20 protein-coding genes are annotated in these 18,533 nt (G+C 71.8%); 11 read left to right on the top strand and 9 right to left on the bottom strand.

Features of this window, described 5'->3' with window-relative positions; genetic code table 11:
* Window positions 1-261 precede the first annotated feature (261 nt).
* Window positions 262-612 carry an SAV_915 family protein gene (locus AVL59_RS33225; protein WP_067312108.1) on the top strand — a complete coding sequence of 117 codons (351 nt, stop codon included), beginning with the start codon at window positions 262-264 and terminating at the stop codon, window positions 610-612.
* A complete protein-coding gene (gene lysA / locus AVL59_RS33220) occupies window positions 609-1,949 on the top strand; it encodes a diaminopimelate decarboxylase (RefSeq protein ID WP_067312105.1) in 1,341 nt (446 codons plus the stop codon). The genes AVL59_RS33225 and lysA overlap by 4 nt, the downstream gene beginning before the upstream one ends.
* Before the next feature lie 358 nt (window positions 1,950-2,307).
* On the opposite strand, the gene AVL59_RS33215 is transcribed toward lysA, so the two are convergent.
* Together AVL59_RS33215 and AVL59_RS33210 are read right to left on the bottom strand one after the other, a co-directional pair.
* Entirely contained in the window at window positions 2,308-2,514 is a 207-nt protein-coding gene (locus AVL59_RS33215) for a DUF5999 family protein (RefSeq protein ID WP_067005653.1), read from the bottom strand.
* A gap of 375 nt (window positions 2,515-2,889) precedes the next feature.
* Entirely contained in the window at window positions 2,890-3,474 is a 585-nt protein-coding gene (locus tag AVL59_RS33210; RefSeq protein WP_067312103.1) for a hypothetical protein, read from the bottom strand.
* Window positions 3,475-4,044: 570 nt separating this feature from the next.
* On the opposite strand from AVL59_RS33210, the gene AVL59_RS33205 reads away from it, so the two are divergent.
* A complete protein-coding gene (locus AVL59_RS33205; RefSeq protein ID WP_067312101.1) occupies window positions 4,045-5,562 on the top strand; it encodes a glutamate-cysteine ligase family protein in 1,518 nt (505 codons plus the stop codon).
* 95 nt (window positions 5,563-5,657) lie between these two features.
* The gene (locus AVL59_RS33200; protein WP_067318057.1) at window positions 5,658-6,458 is read left to right on the top strand and encodes a CPBP family intramembrane glutamic endopeptidase; all 801 of its coding nucleotides are present in this window, start codon (window positions 5,658-5,660) and stop codon (window positions 6,456-6,458) included.
* A gap of 16 nt (window positions 6,459-6,474) precedes the next feature.
* On the opposite strand, the gene AVL59_RS33195 is transcribed toward AVL59_RS33200, so the two are convergent.
* Window positions 6,475-7,287 carry a PhzF family phenazine biosynthesis protein gene (locus tag AVL59_RS33195; RefSeq protein WP_067312098.1) on the bottom strand — a complete coding sequence of 271 codons (813 nt, stop codon included), beginning with the start codon at window positions 7,285-7,287 and terminating at the stop codon, window positions 6,475-6,477.
* A 44-nt stretch (window positions 7,288-7,331) separates the two neighbouring features.
* Window positions 7,332-7,778 carry a hypothetical protein gene (locus tag AVL59_RS33190; RefSeq protein WP_067312095.1) on the bottom strand — a complete coding sequence of 149 codons (447 nt, stop codon included), beginning with the start codon at window positions 7,776-7,778 and terminating at the stop codon, window positions 7,332-7,334.
* 93 nt (window positions 7,779-7,871) lie between these two features.
* Here AVL59_RS33190 and AVL59_RS33185 point away from each other — a divergent pair, with 93 nt between their 5' ends.
* Both AVL59_RS33185 and AVL59_RS33180 read left to right on the top strand, forming a co-directional pair.
* Complete coding sequence (locus AVL59_RS33185) at window positions 7,872-8,237, top strand: MerR family transcriptional regulator (RefSeq protein WP_067312093.1); 366 nt, start codon at window positions 7,872-7,874, stop codon at window positions 8,235-8,237.
* A gap of 218 nt (window positions 8,238-8,455) precedes the next feature.
* Window positions 8,456-9,013, top strand: a complete 558-nt coding sequence (locus AVL59_RS33180; RefSeq protein ID WP_067312090.1) for a GNAT family N-acetyltransferase — start codon at window positions 8,456-8,458, stop codon at window positions 9,011-9,013.
* A gap of 75 nt (window positions 9,014-9,088) precedes the next feature.
* Here AVL59_RS33180 and AVL59_RS33175 read toward each other — a convergent pair whose 3' ends face one another.
* Complete coding sequence (locus tag AVL59_RS33175) at window positions 9,089-10,402, bottom strand: cytochrome P450 (protein WP_079147481.1); 1,314 nt, start codon at window positions 10,400-10,402, stop codon at window positions 9,089-9,091.
* Window positions 10,403-10,918: 516 nt separating this feature from the next.
* Here AVL59_RS33175 and AVL59_RS33170 point away from each other — a divergent pair.
* A complete protein-coding gene (locus AVL59_RS33170) occupies window positions 10,919-11,563 on the top strand; it encodes a PadR family transcriptional regulator (RefSeq protein WP_067318053.1) in 645 nt (214 codons plus the stop codon).
* Between the two features lie 61 nt (window positions 11,564-11,624).
* On the opposite strand, the gene AVL59_RS33165 is transcribed toward AVL59_RS33170, so the two are convergent.
* Window positions 11,625-12,053, bottom strand: coding sequence for a type II toxin-antitoxin system Rv0910 family toxin (locus AVL59_RS33165; RefSeq protein ID WP_067312087.1), 429 nt, complete (start codon window positions 12,051-12,053; stop codon window positions 11,625-11,627).
* A gap of 259 nt (window positions 12,054-12,312) precedes the next feature.
* On the opposite strand from AVL59_RS33165, the gene AVL59_RS33160 reads away from it, so the two are divergent.
* A complete protein-coding gene (locus AVL59_RS33160) occupies window positions 12,313-12,879 on the top strand; it encodes a Clp protease N-terminal domain-containing protein (RefSeq protein ID WP_237281759.1) in 567 nt (188 codons plus the stop codon).
* Between the two features lie 96 nt (window positions 12,880-12,975).
* Window positions 12,976-13,968, top strand: a complete 993-nt coding sequence (locus AVL59_RS33155; RefSeq protein WP_162494779.1) for an EamA family transporter — start codon at window positions 12,976-12,978, stop codon at window positions 13,966-13,968.
* Between the two features lie 30 nt (window positions 13,969-13,998).
* On the opposite strand, the gene AVL59_RS33150 is transcribed toward AVL59_RS33155, so the two are convergent.
* Window positions 13,999-14,682 (bottom strand): pyridoxamine 5'-phosphate oxidase family protein, encoded by a 684-nt coding sequence (locus AVL59_RS33150; RefSeq protein ID WP_067312083.1) that lies wholly within the window; start codon window positions 14,680-14,682, stop codon window positions 13,999-14,001.
* 35 nt (window positions 14,683-14,717) lie between these two features.
* Here AVL59_RS33150 and AVL59_RS33145 point away from each other — a divergent pair, with 35 nt between their 5' ends.
* Window positions 14,718-16,049, top strand: coding sequence for an aminotransferase class I/II-fold pyridoxal phosphate-dependent enzyme (locus AVL59_RS33145; protein WP_067312081.1), 1,332 nt, complete (start codon window positions 14,718-14,720; stop codon window positions 16,047-16,049).
* A 75-nt stretch (window positions 16,050-16,124) separates the two neighbouring features.
* On the opposite strand, the gene AVL59_RS33140 is transcribed toward AVL59_RS33145, so the two are convergent.
* Complete coding sequence (locus AVL59_RS33140; RefSeq protein ID WP_208870481.1) at window positions 16,125-17,069, bottom strand: DMT family transporter; 945 nt, start codon at window positions 17,067-17,069, stop codon at window positions 16,125-16,127.
* A 74-nt stretch (window positions 17,070-17,143) separates the two neighbouring features.
* Here AVL59_RS33140 and AVL59_RS33135 point away from each other — a divergent pair, with 74 nt between their 5' ends.
* Entirely contained in the window at window positions 17,144-18,046 is a 903-nt protein-coding gene (locus AVL59_RS33135; RefSeq protein WP_067312076.1) for a LysR family transcriptional regulator, read from the top strand.
* A gap of 12 nt (window positions 18,047-18,058) precedes the next feature.
* On the opposite strand, the gene AVL59_RS33130 is transcribed toward AVL59_RS33135, so the two are convergent.
* Window positions 18,059-18,526, bottom strand: a complete 468-nt coding sequence (locus AVL59_RS33130) for a pyridoxamine 5'-phosphate oxidase family protein (protein ID WP_067312074.1) — start codon at window positions 18,524-18,526, stop codon at window positions 18,059-18,061.
* Between the last annotated feature and the right edge of the window lie 7 nt (window positions 18,527-18,533).

Genomic DNA, 18,533 nt, shown 5'->3' with positions numbered 1-18,533 from the left:
GGGCCTCCCTCTCATCCCACTCCCGCGCGGGCGATTCGACCAGCCGGGGGACGCTGTTCACGGCAGAACCCCGACGCGCCCGGGCACCACGGCCACGGCCCCCCCGTCAGCATCGCGTCAGCGTCGCCCCCATCCCCGTCAGCATCGCGTCATGAGGCGTCGGTGGACCTGCCAGGACGGGCATAGCGTCGAGACAGCCCCGGTCCGCCTCCCCGCGTCCGGGGCACCAAGCGGCCCACCCATCCGCCCAGGAGGCGACCCATGCCCGAGCTGCTCTGCGACGACGACCCGGAGCCTTCCGAACGCACCCCGGCCGGACCCCTGTTCGTGCCCGTCCGGCCGGGACCCGCCGGGTGCGCGACCCGCTTGTTCCGCACTCCCCTGGGCGGCCGTACGGCCGTCGCCTTCACCTCCGTACGACGCCTGGCCGGCACGCTCGGCCCCGATCAGCCCTGGATCCGGCTGGCCGAGCCCGCACTGCGCGCGCTCACGGCGCCGCTCGGCGTCACCACCCTCACCGTCGACCCCTCGTTCTCGGCGCCCGCACCCGAACCCGCCGCACCGGCGATCCCGCTCCAGCCCTTCCGGGTCACCGAGGGGAGCACCCGATGACCGCCGTGCACGAAGCCGCCGTACCCGTCGCGGCCACCACCCCCGCCGACCTGTCCGTCTGGCCCGCCTCCACCACCGAGCCCCGCCCGGGCGATCCGGCCGTCGGCGGTGTGCCGCTGGCAGAGATCGCGGACCGTTTCGGCACCCCCGTCTACGTCCTCGACGAGGGCGAGGTGCGCGAGCGCTGCCGCGCCTACCTGCGGGCCTTCCCCGAGGCCGAAGTCCTGTACGCGGCCAAGGCGTTCCTGTGCCGGTCCATGATCCGCTGGATGGACGAGGAGGGCCTGGGCCTGGACGTCTGCTCGGCCGGAGAGCTGGAACTGGCGGTCACCGCCGGGTTCCCGCCCGAGCGGATCGTGCTGCACGGCAACGCCAAGTCGCCGCACGACCTGGAGACCGCGCTGCGCCTCGGGGTGGGCCGGATCGTGATCGACGGTCCCACAGAGATCGCCCCGCTGGCCGCCGCCCTCGGGCCCGACGGCCGACAGCGGGTGCTGGTCCGGGTGGTGCCCGGTATCGGCGCGGGCGCGCACGACAAGATCCGGACCGGCACCGAGGACCAGAAGTTCGGCCTCTCCCTCTCCGACGGCCACGCCCAGCACGTCATCGCCCGGATACTGGACCAGCCGCAGCTCCAGCTGACCGGACTGCACTGCCACTTGGGCTCGCAGATCACCAGCGTGAAGCCTTACGTCACCGCCGTGCGCCGCATGGTCGGCCTCATGGCCCGGCTGCGGGACCAGCACGGCATCACGCTGCCCGAACTCGACCTCGGAGGCGGCCACGGCATCGCCTACCGTCCCGGCGAACCGGCCCTCGACCCGGCCGTGCTGGCCCGCAGGGTGCGCGCCGAACTCGGCGCGGCCTGTGCGGCCGCCGAACTCCCGGTACCCCGCCTGATCATCGAACCCGGCCGGGCGATCGCCGGACCGGCGGGCGTCGCCGTCTACCACGTGCTGTCCGTCAAACGCACCGGCGCCCGCACCTTTGTGGCCGTCGACGGCGGCATGAGCGACAACCCGCGACCCGCCCTGTACGGCGTCCGGTACGCGCCGCGTCTCGTCGGCCGGCCCGCCACCGAGCCCCTGACCCCGGTGACCGTCGTCGGCCGGCACTGCGAGGCCGGTGACGTGCTCGCCGAGGCCGAACTCCCCTCCGACGTACGCCCGGGTGACCTGCTCGCCGTCCCCGTGGCCGGGGCCTATCACCTCTCCATGGCCTCCGCCTACAACCTGGTCGGCCGCCCGCCCGTGGTCGCCGTGCACGCGGGCCGGGCCCGGCTGCTGGTCCGCCGGGAGTGCCTGGCCGACCTGAGCAGCCGGGACGTGGGCGTCTGACGCTCCGTCGCGTCCCCGACTCCCGGGCGGGCCGGTCTTCCCTCCCCCGCCGACCGGCCCGCCCGGGCTCGATCTTTGCTCCGCCCGCTCCGCCGAGTCCGCGACAAGGCGCCAGGAAGGTTCGCCGCCAGGTTCGAGACTTTCGGGGCCATGCGAGGCTGCTTCGGCGCTACGGAGGCTGCGCGACACCTTGGACGCTCCTCGTATGCCTTCATGGCGTCGCGGGTCGGATGTGGCAGCGCTTGGTTACGGGCCGTGACCGACCCCGGACACGCGTCGGGGCCGGTGCGCACCATGGGTGTGCGGCCGGCCCCTCGGATCACCGGACGGAGCGGCGGACCGCCCGGGGTGTGACGGCTCAGGCTGCGGTCATCACGTGGTCCGCACCGGGCGGGCGGTGCGGGGCGATGACGCGGCCGTCGGGCAGAAGCTCACCGGTGTCCTCGAAGAGCAGGACGCCGTTGCACAGCAGACTCCAGCCCTGCTCCGGATGGTGCGCCACGAGGCGGGCGGACTCCCGGTCGGCGGACTCGGCTGGCGGACACGGCGGCTGGTGCTGGCACATGGGTGGGATCTTTCGCTCTGTCGTGGTCATGTGTCCCCCCGTGGTGATTGGTCGGTCGGAACCAGTGTTGTCCTCTGGGCGTCATTCCGCAGGGATTTCGCCGCACCGGTTCTCACAGGTTCATGACGCGTCACCCGGGCGGACGGTTCATTCCAACTGCACTGTCCCTTTGGGTGGTTCTGGGTGGCCGGATAGGGCTAGTCCGAGTGGAAGAGATCCTTTATCTGGCTCGTAAGAGCGGGTAATTGCTCGTACGAGCGCAGGCTGCCGGGAAAGTGGTTGCACGGGAAAGGATCGCACGGAATAAACGGTCGTACGGGAAAATAGGTGTGCCCCGCTTCCCTTCCGGGCGGCGGGGCACACGGGCGCCGGCGGTCAGGCGGGCGAGCCGAGCAGTGGGACGGGCGTCGCCCGGTGGGTCAGCACCGGAAGCAACTCGGCGACCCGGTGCGGCCGGTGGGCCGATATGCCGGGCGGGGCCGGGGCCAGCGGGACGAGCAGGTCGGTGGCGGCCGGATGGCCCTCGGTGCCGTCGGCGGCGGTGTCGCCGTGCAGCCACAGGGTGAGCATGTACAGCCCGGGCACGGACAGCAGTCGTGGCTGGTACGGCTGCTGCAGGGCCTCGGCCTGCTGCAGGGCGCGCTCCGTCGAGCCGATGTAGGGGCCCTCGAAGAAGTGCGAGAAGGCCCATCCGTCCGGGGTCAGCATGGTGTCGGCGGCGGCCACCGCGCGGTCCCCGCAGCGGATCAGGAAGCGCCAGCCGGCCAGCCGTGTCGCGGACAGGCCCTGCGCGGTGATCCGGTCCAACACGTGCACGGGAAGTGGCAGTTCGGGCGTCACGGGTCCCTGGGCGACGCGCAGGGACGGGGTTCGGGCCTCGCGCACCGCGGTGGGGGAACCGAGGGCCGTGAGGACGGAGCGCAGTGCGGGCGCGGGGGCAGGGGGCACGTGCAGCGGCATGGTGGGTCGCCTCTCGTTCGACAGGCGCGGCGGCGCGAGGAGGGTGGGGCGGACGGCGCTGTCTGCTCACGGGGTGGCCAGAGAGGTGGGGGCCCGGGTCGGTGAACGAGGGTGCGACTGCGGCCTGCCGTCCGTCACCTTGACGGCAGGAACATGGCAAGAACCAGGACCGCGGGCGCCAACCTTCTGCCTTGTACGCGAAGTTTATACGACACGTGTTCAGACGGTGTTTCATCTATCGGATTCCGGTGACCCGGTCAAGGTGTCATTCAGTCGCTGATACGCGGTAAAAATCCCGATTTCCCGGCCGGGTGAACGCCGCTGACCTCGTAATACACCGCCGTCGCGGTCGGCCGAATGTCGTCGGCGTTTTTCACGAGGCGCCCGGGGCATACGAACGTGCGTGATGCGGCATGCCCCGTGAATGTGCCGCGGGGAACATTTCGACAGACTAGCGGGTGCCGGGCCCGCGCGGGACGTTATCGATCGCTTTCATTGGGCATCATCCCACCTGACCCGGGACCCCGGCGGCCGGTTCTGCGGCCCGCCCATCCGAGGAGGGACACTTCGATGGGGGAGAAGGTCGTGGCAGGGCGGTTCGATCTGTCCGATCGCCAGCACTACCGCGAAAAGCTCCGGAAGTGCCTGGCGGGACTGGAGCGGCTGCTGGTCGAGAAGCGCTTCGATCGCCCGAAGAACCTCATGGGGGTGGAGATCGAATTGAATCTGGCCGGCCCCGACGGCATGCCGAAAATGTTGAACGGGCAGGTTCTCGAGCGCATCGCGAGCCGCGATTTCCAAACAGAACTCGCCATGTTCAATCTGGAGGTGAACATAGCCCCACACCGGCTGGGCGGCCGGGTATTCGACCGGCTCGCCGAGGAGCTGCGCACCTCGCTGGCGTATGCCGACCGGAAAGCCGGCGAGGTGGACGCCGGGATCGTGATGATCGGTATTCTTCCCACGCTCGACCCCGATGACCTGGTCTCCGCCAACCTCTCCGAGGCGGACCGCTACACCCTGCTCAACGATCAGATCGTGGCGGCCCGCGGCGAGGACTTCCGCCTCGACATCGAGGGGGTGGAGCATCTGGTCCGCACCTCGAAGTCGATCGCCCCCGAGGCCGCGTGCACCTCCGTACAGCTGCACCTCCAGGTGACCCCGGCCCGCTTCGCCGACGTGTGGAACGCGGCACAGGTGGCGTCCGCCGCCCAGATCGCCGTCGGCGCCAACTCGCCCTTCCTGTTCGGTCACGAGCTGTGGCGCGAATCCCGTCCTCCGCTGTTCCTGCAGGCCACCGACACCCGCCCGCCGGAGCTCCAGGCCCAGGGGGTGCGGCCGCGCATCTGGTTCGGCGAGCGCTGGATCTCCTCCGCGTACGACCTGTTCGAGGAGAACCTGCGCTTCTTCCCGCCCCTGCTGCCGATCTGCGACGAGGAGGATCCGCTGGAGGTCCTCGATGCCGGCGGTGTGCCCAGGCTCGCCGAACTCGTCCTGCACAACGGCACGGTGTACCGCTGGAACCGGCCCGTCTACGACATCGCGGACGGCGTTGCGCACCTGCGCGTGGAGAACCGGGTGCTGCCGGCCGGGCCGACCGTCACCGACGTGATCGCCAACGCGGCCTTCTACTACGGCCTGGTGCGTGCGCTGGCCGAGGAGGCGCGCCCGGTGTGGACCCGGCTGCCCTTCCAGGCGGCCGAGGCCAACTTCGACGCGGCCTGCCGCCACGGCATCGACGCGCGGTTCGTCTGGCCGCGGCGCGGACGCTACGGCGGCACCGGCGAGGTCGACGCGGTCATCCTGGTCCGCGACGAGCTGCTGCCACTGGCCTCGGCGGGCCTGGACGCGTGGGGCGTGGAGGCCGCCGACCGGGACCTGTACCTGGGCGTCATCGAGGAGCGGTGCCGACGACGGGTCAACGGCGCGTCCTGGCAGGCGGCCACCTTCCACAGGGCCCTGGAGCAGGGCCTCGGCCGCGAGGCGGCGCTGGCGGCGACGACCCGGCGCTATGCCGAGCTGATGCACGGGGGTGAGCCGGTGCACACCTGGCCGGTGGGGCTGCCCGAACCGGTGCCGCTCGGCTGAGGGCCACCGGCCCACGCGGCGAGCCCGGCCCGGGCAAGCACTCCGCAGAGTGATCCGGCATGCTGTGACCTCCCATGACCGGACCGAAGGCAGGAGTGCACGTGGAGGCGGAGCCGGTGGCCGAGTCGTACCCCAGGGAGCGGTTCTCGCGACGGATCTTCCGGGACGAGACACTGCTCGTCCTGGGGCTCTCGCTCGGGGCGAGCGGCGTGTCCGCGCTGATCAGCTTTGTCGGGTCGGTCACCAAGCCCGGCGGGCTCAAGGACCAGGCGGCCACTCTCAACGCCTCGGCCGCGCCCGGCCGCCCCTGGCTCGACCTCGCCTGGCAGCTCTTCGGCATCGCCTCCGCGCTGGTCCCCGTGGCCCTGGTGGCCCACCTGCTGCTGCGCGAGGGCGAGGGCCTGCGGACGCTGGGCTTCGACCGCACCCGTCCCTGGCCCGACCTCGGCCGGGGCGCGGGGATCGCGGCCGTGATCGGCAGCACCGGCATCGCCTTCTACCTGGCCGCCCGCGGCCTCGGCTTCAACCTCACCGTGGTGCCCGAGGCGCTGCCCGGCGTGTGGTGGAAGTACCCCGTGCTGATCCTGTCCGCGCTGCAGAACGCGATCCTCGAAGAGGTCATCGTCGTCGGCTATCTGCTGCGCAGGCTGGGGCAGTTGGGCTGGACCCCGGGGACCGCACTGGTGGCCAGCGCGGTCCTGCGCGGTTCGTACCACCTCTACCAGGGCGTCGGCGGCTTCCTCGGCAACATGGTCATGGGTGTGGTCTTCGTCTGGCTCTACCGCCGCTGGGGCCGGGTGGGGCCCCTGGTCGTCGCGCACTCCCTGCTCGACATCGGCGCGTTCGTGGGCTACGCGCTGCTCGCGGGCAAGGTGGGCTGGCTGCCGACGGCCTGAGGGCCGGCCCGCCCGTTCAGGCGAGCAGTTCGCCCTCGATCACGGTGACCGCGCGGCCGGTGAGCAGGGTGCGGTCGCCGCGCAGTCCGGTGCGGACCAGCCCGCTGCGGCGGGAGGCCTGCAGACCGGTGAGGTCGTCCCGGCCCAGGCGCGGGGACCAGTGCGGGGCGAGCGCGGTGTGGGCGCTGCCGGTGACCGGGTCCTCGTCGATACCGACGTTCGGGAAGAAACAGCGGGAGACGAAGTCGTAGCCGAGGGACGGGTCGTCGGCGCGGGCCGTGGCGATGATGCCGCGTGCGGAGTGGGTGCCGAGCGACTTGTGGTCGGGGGCGAGCCCGAGCACCGTCCGCTCGTCGGCCAGCTCCACCAGCAGGTCGCCGACCTGGGGGCCCGTGTCGTACGCGACGACCGGTTCGGCGCCCAGGGCCTTGGCGAGGCCGGCCGGGACCTCGGACTCGGTGAGCGGCGCGGTCGGGAAGTCCAGGGTGATCCAGCCGTCGGCACCCGGAGTCGCGACGAGCACACCGCTGCGGGTGGCGAACCGCACCGTCCCCTCATGAGCGCCCGTGGTGTGCAGGACATGGGCCGTGGCGAGCGTGGCGTGCCCGCACATCGCGACCTCGGCGACGGGCGTGAACCAGCGCAGCGCCCAGTCCGCCTCACCGCCCTCGGGCAGCCGGTGCGCGAACGCCGTCTCGGCGTGGTTGACCTCCAGGGCGACGTTCTGGAGCCAGTCGTCGTCCGGGAAACCGTCGTCCAGGAGCAGGACTCCGGCCGGGTTGCCGGCGAAGGGGCGGTCGGTGAAGGCGTCGACGATTCGGATGCGCATGATGCCGACGCTAGGGCGGCGACGAGCCCCGGACCAAGGCCAATTCACGAGTCCTGGATCGTTTTCCGCGCGGTGGCCCGGCGCGCCGTGACCCACGGGACGAACTGGACCGCACCGAACCCCGCCTCCACGACGAGGAACGGCCACAGCACCCGGGGGCCGCCGTGGGTCAGCGCGTACGTCTGCCACAGGGCGAAGAGCGTGCGTGCCGCCGCGTCGAGCAGGCCGTGCAGGGGCAGCGGCCGGACGATGCGCAGCACGGCCCAGACGACCACGACCGAGCCCAGCAGGTTGGCGTACAAGGTCTGCATCGCGTCGAGCGCGGGCATCGTGCCGAGCCCGGTCGCATCCCCCGCCGCCGACAGCGCGCGATGCGCCAGCGAGTACGTCCACGGGGTCGCGAAGCCGGCCGTGACGACGAGGTCGTACCAGGCGCTGGCCCGCACAAGACGCAGATAGGCGGGGTGGGAAGGGGCGGAGGACAGCTGCACCGAAGGCTCCTGGGGTGGGTTCGAATCCGGCGCGGCTCACGCTAGACAGCGGAGTACGCTCCAAGGTCAAGTCCAGGCAGTGACGGGGGAGTCATGCGCATCGGAGAGCTGGCCGCGCGAGCGGGACTGTCCAAGGACACCGTTCGCTTCTACGAGCGGATCGGGCTGATCGAGGGCCGGCGTCTGGCCAACGGCTACCGTGACTTCCCGCCCGAGACGGTGACCTGGCTGCACTACGTCCGCACGGCGCAGACCCTCGGCTTCACGCTCGCCGAGATCGCCCGGCACGGCGCCGACCTGCGCGACGCCCCCGACAACGCCGGGGCGCTGTCCGCGTTGCTCGCGGACAAGATCCGGATCATCGACGAGCGCATGGCAGAACTGGCGCGCCTGCGGGCCGACCTCGCCGCCCGCGTCGGCACCGGCTGCCCCCTGCGGCCGGCCGACACGGCCGGCTGAGCGGGACACGGCGGTCCTGTCCTGGTCGGCGACCGGATCCCGATCCTGCCGGTGCTCTTCCGTCCGCTGTGGTCGGGGAAGTCGGAAGCGGATCTGTCGGGAGCGCTTTCGTATACCGGGAGCCTGGTCCTGGCGAAGGCGCGGCAGCACACGGCGGGCCATACCTGCCTCGGCGTGCCTCTCGGCCTCGCCCGCACTGCAGCGTGCTCAAATAGGGCATGGCATCGTCCTGGACTGGTGAACGCGTACGCCTACGCGCAATCGAGCCCGACGACTGGGCAGCGTTCACGCACTTCGCCGACGATGACGGGCGGCCGGGGAGCCGGCCGGCTCTGCCGCGGTCCGCCGAGAGCTACCGTGCCTGGGCGAAGGAGCAAGCCGTTGCCAAGGGCGATGGCGACCGCTTCCGGTTGGCAGTCGAAACGACGGCCAGGGGAGAGCTGGTGGGCACAGTCGGCTCACATCGCACCGGCTCTCGTTCGGGCTGGTTCGAGTTCGATGTCACGATCGGCGCCGACCATCGGCGCAAGGGCTACGCGACAGAAGCCGTGGTGCTGCTGCTGCGCTTCATGTTCGCCGAGCGGCGCTATCACAAATGCCTGGCAGTGGTCCTCGCCCACAACGAGGCATCGCTGGCACTCTTCGGCCGGCTCGGCTTCACCGAGGAGGGGCGCCTTCGGGAACACGTTTTCCTCGCCGGCCGGCACCACGACCTCGTCATGATGGGCATGCTGGCCGACGAGTTCGACCGGCGACACACGATCAGCGCACCATGAGCCGGTTGCCCGAACGGGTGCGCAACGGCACTCGAACTTGATCGACGTTCGCTGTTCGCGGGTGGAGGCGGCCTGTCACTGGAAGCGGGACTGCTCTCGGCTGCGCAAGGTGGCACGCAGGCGCAAGCCGACCGTCGCGAGACCTTCGAAGGTGGCGACCTGGTAGCTGGGTTCCGGTCCGGGCGGCTCGCTCAAGTGGTAGCGACGGGCGGTCTGCGCAGTCAGGAGCGTCAGCATCGCCATGGCCAGAGCGGCTCCCTCGCAGCCGTGCGGCCCGGTACCGAAGGAGAGGAAGACCCCGGGTTTCGCAGGCGAGTCCGCATCACCGAGCCAGCGCTCGGGCCGGAACTGGTCCGGGTCGGAGTGTTCCCGTGCGTCGCGGTGGGCGGTGTAGGGGCAGACGAGAACGGTGGACCCGGCGTCGACGGTGTAGCCGGCGAGCTGAGTCCGTCGCGCGACGCGCCGGGTCAGCAGCCAGCTCGGGGGGTGCAGTCGGAGCACCTCGCGTACCAGTGCCTGGGTGTATTGCAGGCTGTCGAGGTGGGCGCTGGTCGTCGCGGCCGGGTCCGCGGGCAGCAAGGCGGCTTCGGCCGCGACCCGGTCCGCTGCCTGGGGGTACCGGGCCAGGGCGAGCAGGATCCATCCGGCTGCCCGGGAAGGTGTCTCGAAGGTCGCGACGGTGATTCCGGGCAGAGTGTCGAGGACGGCCTCTTCCGGCAGCGGGCCGTAGTGGGAGGAGGGCCGGAGCATCTGTCCCAGCACGTCGTCACCGAGCCGGCCCGATGAACGGCGTCGGCGGACGACGGGCCGCAGAGCGTCGGTGAAGGCCGCTTGCTGCCGTGTGCGGAACCGCCGTGCCGGTGTGGGGATCCAGCGCGGCCATGCCCAGCGCGAGGGGCGTACGAGCACCTCCCGGGCCAGGAAGAGCTGTGAGGCAAAGGGCAGCAGGGCGGGAGCGTCCTCGGAGAAGAGGTAGTGCACGCCGATCTCTGCCAGGGCGTGCCGGACCAGGGGCAGAATCTCGACGTCCTGGCCCGTGGGCCACTGGTCGGCACATCGAGCGGTCCTGGGCGCGATCTCACCGATCCGGGCTGCGACCGCCTGCGCGCGCAGTCCGCGCATGCGGGCGGCGTGAGCGTGCGCACGCTCCTCGGGCGTCGGCGCTCCGCTCGACCGCTTCAACGGCGGGAAGAGAGGCGAGGGTGCCTTGGGGAAGTCCTGCGCGCGGCGCAGGACCGCTTCACACGGCTCGGCCGTCGCGGCTACGTAGACACCCGATTCCAGCTGCCAGACGTCCCCACACTCGTCAGCGCCACGGCGCGCCACTCCCAGCCGGTCGCGGCTCCAGGCCGCGAAGCCGCCTCCGGGCAACCGCGGCGGCTCATTCATACGGCCCATGAGATCGTCCCTGGCTCTCGTACCTGTCCAGCCCGATGCCGTCGGCAGCGTGACCGGGAGCCGGTGGGCGGCCGGGGGCGCCCGCCGGCAGTGCGGTCAGACTCAGTCGTCGCCGGCGTACGCATCCCATTCGTGGGCCCCGTACGCACCGTAGTGGCGCGTGAAGGACAGCCTGCCGAGCAGCTTGGCGATCATGATGCACTCCTCTCGGTCGTCTGAACCCACCCAACGGAGGGTTCAGCAAAGAAGGTTCCGTCAGCACCAAATGCCGCGTACCCCATATTGCCATATATGGCAAATTCGGCACATCGGCCGCGTGGATGGAGATAAGGCGCGCACATGCGGGCTGGGCTCGCAGTCGGCCGACGTCGCCCCGGCGCCGGAGGTCGGTGCCGCCCCCGGCCGTGACGGGGCTTGTTCTGCGATCGGTTCCGATATATCGTTGAGGCATCGCGTAAAGAACGCGAGTGATACGTGACAGATCAACGATGGAATGGAGTGATCGCGATGCGCGCCCACGGATTCGAGCGTGGACATCGTGAGGACGGCCCGGGCCGGCGCGGCGGGGGCGGCTTCGGTGGTTTCGGCGGTTTCGAGGGGCGGCGGGCCGCCTTCGGGCCCTTCGGCCCGGGCGGCCCCGGATTCGGGCCCGGCGGCCCCGGTTTCGGCCCCGGACCCTGGGGGCCCCGAGGGCGTGGAGGTCCGAGGGGGCGGGCGCGGCGCGGTGATGTACGCGCCTCGATCCTGGCCCTGCTCAAGGACCGGCCGATGCACGGTTACGAGATGATCCAGGAGATCGCCGAGCGCAGCGGTGGCGCGTGGAAGCCCAGCCCGGGCTCCGTCTACCCCACCCTGCAGCTACTGGAGGACGAGGGCCTGATCACCAGTGAGAGCGAGGGCGGCAAGAAGCTGTTCTCCCTTACCGGGAGCGGCCGCAGCGCCGCCGAGGAAGGGCCGGACGCTCCTTGGGAGGAGGCGACGCGCGGTGTCGACTGGGAGGCGCTGGGCGAGATCCGCCAGGCCGGCTTCGGTCTGATGGAGGCCTTCGGACAGGTCTGGAAGACCGGTACGAAGGAGCAGCGTGAGAAGGCGCTGGCCGTCATCAACGAGGCCCGCAAGAAGCTGTACCTCATCCTGGCCGACGAGCACTGAGCCGTACGGCGACGAAGGTGCCCCGTGGAGTCCTTCGCGGGGCGCCTTCCCGTCCTCGGGTTCAGCCGACCAGGCCGCCCAGCTTGCGCAGAGATTCGTTCAGGGCGGCCGTCGCCGAGTCCTTGAGCTTGCCCGCCATCAGTGACACCGCGGCCCCGGTGAACTCGCCGTCGATGCGGACCGTCGTGGCGTCGCCGTCGGGGGTGAGCGTGTAGCGGGTGGCCACGGTCACCGCCATCGGACCCTTGCCGCGGATGGCGAACACCCGGGCCGGTTCCAGCTCCTCGATGGTCCAGTCGACCTCCGCCGGGAAGCCCATCAGCTTCATGTTCTCCTGGAACGTCCCGCCCACCGCCAGGGTCTCGGGGCCGCCCCCGGGAAAGCTGGTGTGGGTCGCGTTCCACTCGCCGTAGGCCGGCCAGTCCGTGAGCTGGGTCCACACCTTCTCGGCCGGCGCCTGGATGCGTGCCTCCGCGCTGACTTCGGCCATGCGACCACCCCTTCGTGTCGGGCTACGGTGTCGCGGAACGTAGCCGCAGGGCCTCGAACATTCAATACTGATGAACCGTCAGAAGATGTGAGGAGTGCCGGCGCGGTCCATGGGGCCTGTGGCCGGAATTCGTCTGATCTCCTCCGTAAGGATGAGATCCCGGTCGCCGATGTCCACTTTCCGCGGGATGCACACATGGTTCCCCTCGCGGATGACTCGGCGCTCTGAGGCTGATGGGGTAGGGGATGTGCAACACCGTATGACCCGCCAGCCCGCCCATGACCAGGGCGGTCCGCGCCCGTACGACGCTGCCGGGCTCGGTGCCGAGCTGGCGGCGGTGGTCGCCGGTGCCCGCCGCAGGGCGGTGCGGGACGGTGACCGGCAGATCGACACCGCCCATCTGCTCCACTCGCTCCTGGAGTCCGATCCCGAGGTCCGTGCCGCCGTCGGCGACACCGCGCAGCTCGCCCGGCTGCTCGGCTACCTCGTGCAGCGCAGCATCGGCTACGGGCTGCGCTGGCAGAGCACGGTGGAGGACTCCGGCGCGATCGCCGTCGTACCCGACCCCGCCCTGTACGGCGGTGAGCCCAAGGACGCCGGGGCCTGGTCGCCGGCCGCGGCCGCCGCCATGGAGGACGCCCGCCGGCGCGCCCAGGAGCGTGGCGAGACCCTTGCCCGCGGCACCGACCTGCTCGCCGCGCTGGTCGTGGACCCGGGGTCCCGGGCGGTCGAGGTTCTCGAACGCGCCGGTGTCCCCGCCCACGTTCTGCGTACCCGGATCGAGGCCGGCGCGGGGGAGCACGCCGACGACGGGGCGGCCTGCTGAGGCCGGGCGCCGAACGCCCGTGCCCGTCCATCCTCTGAGACAGGTGTCAACAGGGGTGACGCTCCTGTCGTGCGCTGTCATCATGTGCCGGTGCATATGTCTGAACGCAGTCAGGGCAGCCACGGCAAGGGCGTCGGGCTCGGTCTCGCGCTCGCCTCGGCGCTGGCCTTCGGCGGGTCCGGAGTGGCCGCCAAGCCGCTGATCGAAGCCGGACTCGCCCCGCTCCACGTGGTGTGGCTCCGGGTCGCGGGCGCCGCCGTGGTCATGTTGCCGCTCGCCGTGCGCCACCGCGCCCTGCTGCGCCGCCGCCCCGCGCTGCTCGCCGGGTTCGGACTGCTGGCCGTCGCGGGCGTCCAGGCCTGCTACTTCGCCGCGCTCTCGCGCATCCCGGTCGGCGTGGCGCTGCTCGTCGAGTACCTCGCGCCCGCGCTCGTGCTCGGCTGGGTGCGGTTCGTGCAGCGGCGGCCGGTGACGCGTGCGGCCGCGCTGGGCGTGGTGCTGGCGGCCGGGGGGCTCGCCTGCGTGGTGCAGGTGTGGTCGGGGCTGAGCTTCGACGCGCTCGGCCTGCTGTGCGCGCTCGGCGCCGCCGTCTGCCAGGTCGGTTACTTCGTCCTGTCCGACCAGGGCGGCGAGGCGGGCGAACAGGCGCCGGATCCGCTCGGTGTCATCGCCTACGGCCTGCTCGTCGGCGCAGCCGTGCTCACCGTCGTGGCCCGCCCCTGGACCATGCGCTGGTCGGTGCTGGCCGGCTCGGCGCACCTGAACGGCACCGCCGTACCGGCCGTCGCACTGCTGGCCTGGATCGTGCTCGTCGCCACGGTGATCGCCTACATCACCGGTGTGACATCCGTGCGGCGGCTGTCTCCCCAGGTCGCGGGCGTCGTCGCCTGTCTGGAGGCGGTCATAGCGACCGTCCTGGCCTGGGTGTTGCTCGGCGAGCACCTGTCCGCGCCGCAGATCCTCGGCGGCGCGGTCGTCCTCGTCGGCGCCTTCATCGCCCAGTCCTCGGCACCCGCCAAGGGCTCCGCCGAGCCGGTGGCCGCGGGCGGCACGGAGAGGGAGCCGTCCGCCCGGAGCACACCTGCCTGAGGCGCCGACGGTGCCGCCGCACGCTCCATGTCACCGGGCTGCCAGGTAGTCCGGGAGTCCGATGCCGGGCGCCAGGTCCGCGTTGGCGACGGGGGCGTCGTAGCCCTTGCGGAGCGGGACGACCCCGGCCCAGTGCGGCAGGGACAGGTCCTCGGGCTCGTCGCTCGCGCCGCCGGTGCGCACCTTGGCGGAGACCTCGTCCAGGTCGAGGCGGATGACGGCGGTGGCGGCCAGCTCCTTCTTGTTCGCGGGCCGGGAGTCGGCGGCCCGGCCCGGTACGACATGGTCCACCAGCGCGTCCAGGGCCAGCCGCCGCTCCTCGGGGTCGGTGACCTGGTGGGCGATGCCGTGCACCACCACGGAGCGGTAGTTGATCGAGTGGTGGAAGGCGGAGCGGGCCAGCACCAGCCCGTCGACATGGGTGACCGTCAGGCACACCGCGAGGCCCGGGTCCGCCTCGCCGGTCATCCGCAGCGGGCGCGAACCGGTGGACCCGTGGACGTACAGCCGCTCGCCGACCCGGCCGTACAGCGTCGGCAGCACCACCGGGGCGCCGTCGCGGACGAAGCCGAGGTGACAGACGTAGCCCTCGTCGAGTATCGCGTGCACCAGCTCCCGGTCGTAGGAGGCCCGGTCGGCGGACCGGGTGGGCACGGTGCGGTCGGTCGGGGCGTAAGCGTCGGGCCGCGGCGGTGTCTCCTGGGTTCCCTGCATGGCGCTCTCCATTGCACTAGTGCATAATTGATTTTGTGCTAGGAGAGTATCCGATCCAGGGAAGTGGCGCAGCGGAGATTGCGGCCAGCGTCGAGCGAGCCGTCGGTGCCGGGGAGCTGGCTCCCGGCCAACCGCTGCCTCCCATGCGGGAGTTGGCGGTCCGGCTCGGGGTGAACGCGAACACGGTCGCGGCCGCCTATCGCACCCTGCGCGAGCGCGGGGTGATCGAGACGGCCGGACGCCGGGGCAGCCGGGTGCGGCCCAAGCCGGCCACGACGGGCCGCGAGGAGATCCGGGTGGACGTGCCGGAGGGCGTGCGGGACGTGGCCGACGGCAACCCGGACCCCGCGCTGCTGCCGCGCCTGGCCGAGGCGTTCGCGGCGGCCGCCGCGCAGAGCGACCGGGAACCGGTGCTGTACGGGCACGACCCCGTGGAACCGGAGCTGGCCCGTCTCGTCCGCGCCGCCCTGGACGCCGACGGAGTACCGGACGGCCCCATCGCCGTGGCCTCGGGCTCCCTGGACGCCGTCGAGCGGGTCCTCATGGCCCATCTCAAGCCGGGCGACCAGGTGGCGGTGGAGGACCCGGGCTGGGGCAGCCTGCTGGACCTTGTCCCGGCGCTCGGGCTGCGCACGGTTCCCGTCGGCGTCGACGACGAAGGGCCGCGCACCGACGACGTCCGCCGCGCGCTGGAGTCCGGGGCGCGTGCCGTGATCGTCACGGACCGGGCGCAGAACCCGACCGGTGCCGCGGTCGGCGCCGCGCGCGCACGTGCGCTGCGGTCCGTGCTCCGGGAGCATCCCGAGACGCTGCTGATCGAGGACGACCACGGCCACGGCATCGTCGATGTGCCGCTGCACCCCCTCGCCGGTGCCACCCGCCACTGGGTCTTCGTGCGCTCGGTCGCCAAGGCCTGGGGCCCCGACCTGCGGCTGTCGGTGTTCACCGGGGACGCCGTCACCGTCGACCGGGTGCGGGGGCGCCAGCGCCTGGGCCCCGGGTGGGTGAGCCGGCTCGTCCAGCGGGCCGCCGTACGGCTGTGGCGTGACGGTGCCGTGGACACCCGCGAGGTGGCGGCCTCGTACGGCGCCCGCCGGGACGCCCTGGTCAGGGCGCTCGCCGAGCACGGGGTGGCGGCGCACGGACGCAGCGGCATGAACGTCTGGGTGCCGGTCCCCGACGAGACGGGCGCGGTGGCCCGCCTGCTGCACGCGGGCTGGGCGGTCGCTCCGGGGGCCCGCTTCCGTCTGAACACTCCGCCCGGGATCCGCATCACGGTATCGACGCTGACGGCGCAAGAGACCGGCCCCCTGGCGGAGGCGGTGGCGAAGGCGGTGGGCCCGGCACCGTCCAGAACCTATGTGTAGGGCAGCCCGGCCGACCTCAAGGGGCGCGGGGAACGGCGCGGCCGCACTCGCGTACGCTCCCTGCGCCCCACTCCACTAGCCGCTCCGCCGAACCTGAGTCAGCGCGGCCCCGGCCAGGACGATCACCGCCCCCACCGGCGTGTTCCACCGAAGCGACTCCCCGAGGATCGCCACCCCCGCAGCCGTGGCGATCACCGGAATGAAGTACGTGACCATCTGAGCGGTCGTGGGCCCCACTTCGGCGACCAACCCGTACTGAAGGAGAACGGCCAGCCCCGTCCCCAGAGCCCCCAGCGCGGCGACGGCCAGCAGCGGCACCCACGACACATGCGCGGGGAATCCGCTGAACAGCGGTGTCACAACCGCCAGTTGGGCCGTGGCCAGCAGCAACTGCGCGCCGGTCATCGCCAGATGCGAGTTCCCCGTGCCCGCCAGCGTCCTGCGCACATGGATCCACCCGATCGGATAGCTCAGCGAGGCCAGCAACGCCATGGCCGTACCCGTGGCGTCCAGCCCGTGGAACCCCTGCCACACACCGAGCACCGTCAGCACCCCGAGGAACCCCAGGCCGAGTCCGGCGAAGCGAACCCGCGTCGGCCGGTCCTCGGAGAGCGCGACCAGGGACAGCGCCATGCCCCACAGCGGCGAGGTGGCGTTGCAGATGCCGGCCAGCGTGGACGGGATGGTCAGCTCCGCGTAGGCGAAGAGGGAGAACGGCAGGGCGTTCAGGAAGAACGCGGCGACCGCCATATGACCCCACACGCGCGCGCCGCGCGGCAGCCGCTCACGCTTGACGGCCATCGCCGCCGCCAGCACCGCCGTACCGAAGACCAGTCGGCCCAGGGTGATCTGGAAGGGCGCGTAGCCCTCCGTGCCGATCTTGATCAACAGGAAGCTGAAGCCCCAGATCAATGAGAGCGCGCCGAAGCGCAGCCGCCAGTCGAGGCGGGGGCGGGGAGGGGCGGGGGCGGGGACGTGGGAAGCGGAGGACCGGGCTCGGGGTGTGGCGACCATACGCATGACATCAACGATGCTGGAGGCAACTTCGTAGCACAATCGAGATTTCCAGCTCAATACCTCTTAGAATCACTTACATGTTGAACCTGGAGCGCCTGCGCACCCTGGATGCCCTCGCCCGGCACGGCTCGGTCAGCGCCGCCGCCGACGCCCTGCACGTCACCACGTCGGCGGTCTCCCAGCAGCTGGGCAAGCTGGAGCGGGAGGTCGGCCAGCAGCTGCTGGCCAAGAACGGGCGGGGGGTACGCCTCACGGACGCGGGGCGGTTGCTGTCCGAGCACGCGGCCCGGATCCTCTCGCAGGTCGAACTCGCCCAGTCGGACCTGGAGGCGCACCGCGGGCAGGTCGTCGGCGAGCTGAGGCTGTCGGCGTTCCCGACCGCCGCCCGCGGTCTGTTCCCGACGGCGCTCGCCGCGCTGCGCGCCCGGCACCAGGGGCTGCGGGTGCGCTCCAGCGAACTGGAGCCGGAGCAGGGCATCGCCTCGGTCGTCCGCGGCGACCTCGACCTCGCGGTCGTCCTCGACTGGTACAACAAGCCGATGCCCGTGCCCGACGGCCTGGTCAAGGCCCCGCTGCTGGACGATCCGGCCGATGTCGCGCTGCCCGTCGGGCACCGGCTCGCCCACCGGGACGAGGTGGACCTCGCCGAGTTCGCGGAGGACGAGTGGATCACCTGGGGCGAGGGCGAGTTCTGCCACGAGTGGCTGATGTTCACGCTGCGCTCGAAGGGCATCGAGCCCATCGTCGGCCACCGCGCGGGCGAGACCCACACCCAACTCGGCCTGGTCGCGGCCGGGCTCGGCGTGTGCATCGCGCCGCTGCTGGGCCGCCACCCGGTGCCGCCGGGCATCGTCATGATCCCGCTCAAGCAGCGGGTGCGCCGGCATGTGTATGTCGTCTGGCGGGCGGACGCCGACCGCAGGCCCTCGATCCGCGCGGCGGTCGAGGCGCTGAGGGGCGCCGCCCGGCAGCTCGGCTGAGTGCGCCGGGCGCTATGCCCCGAGCTTGCGGAAGTCCCAGGAGACGATCTTCTCCGGGGTCAGCCGGGCCCAGGCGTGCCGGCCGTCGTGCGGCATCTCGTCCAGACCGAAGTTCTTGCGCGCGAACAGCGTTTCGGCCGTGTCGAGTTCGGCGCACAGCTCCCCGGTCCGCGGCACCTCGCCCACGAACTCCACCCGCCCGGACAGCTCGACACCACGCAACTCGTCGTACTCCTCGCCCGAGTCGACGACGACCGCGACCCGCGGGTCGCGGCTCAGCTGGGTCCAGCGCCTGCTGCGCACCACGGAGTACAGCCACAGCGAGGTGCCGTCCCAGGCGAACCACAGCGCGCTCACATGCGGTGTGCCGTTCGCCGAGACGGTGGCGACCCGGCAGGTGCGCTGGCCGGTCAGGAACTCGTCCAGCTCGCCGGGCGTCATCATGATCTTCCGGCCCCGGCGCTGCTGAGTGACGGTCATACGGTCC

Source organism: Streptomyces griseochromogenes, assembly GCF_001542625.1.
GTDB classification, from domain to species: domain Bacteria; phylum Actinomycetota; class Actinomycetes; order Streptomycetales; family Streptomycetaceae; genus Streptomyces; species Streptomyces griseochromogenes.
This window is presented reverse-complemented; position numbering and strand designations above follow the sequence as displayed.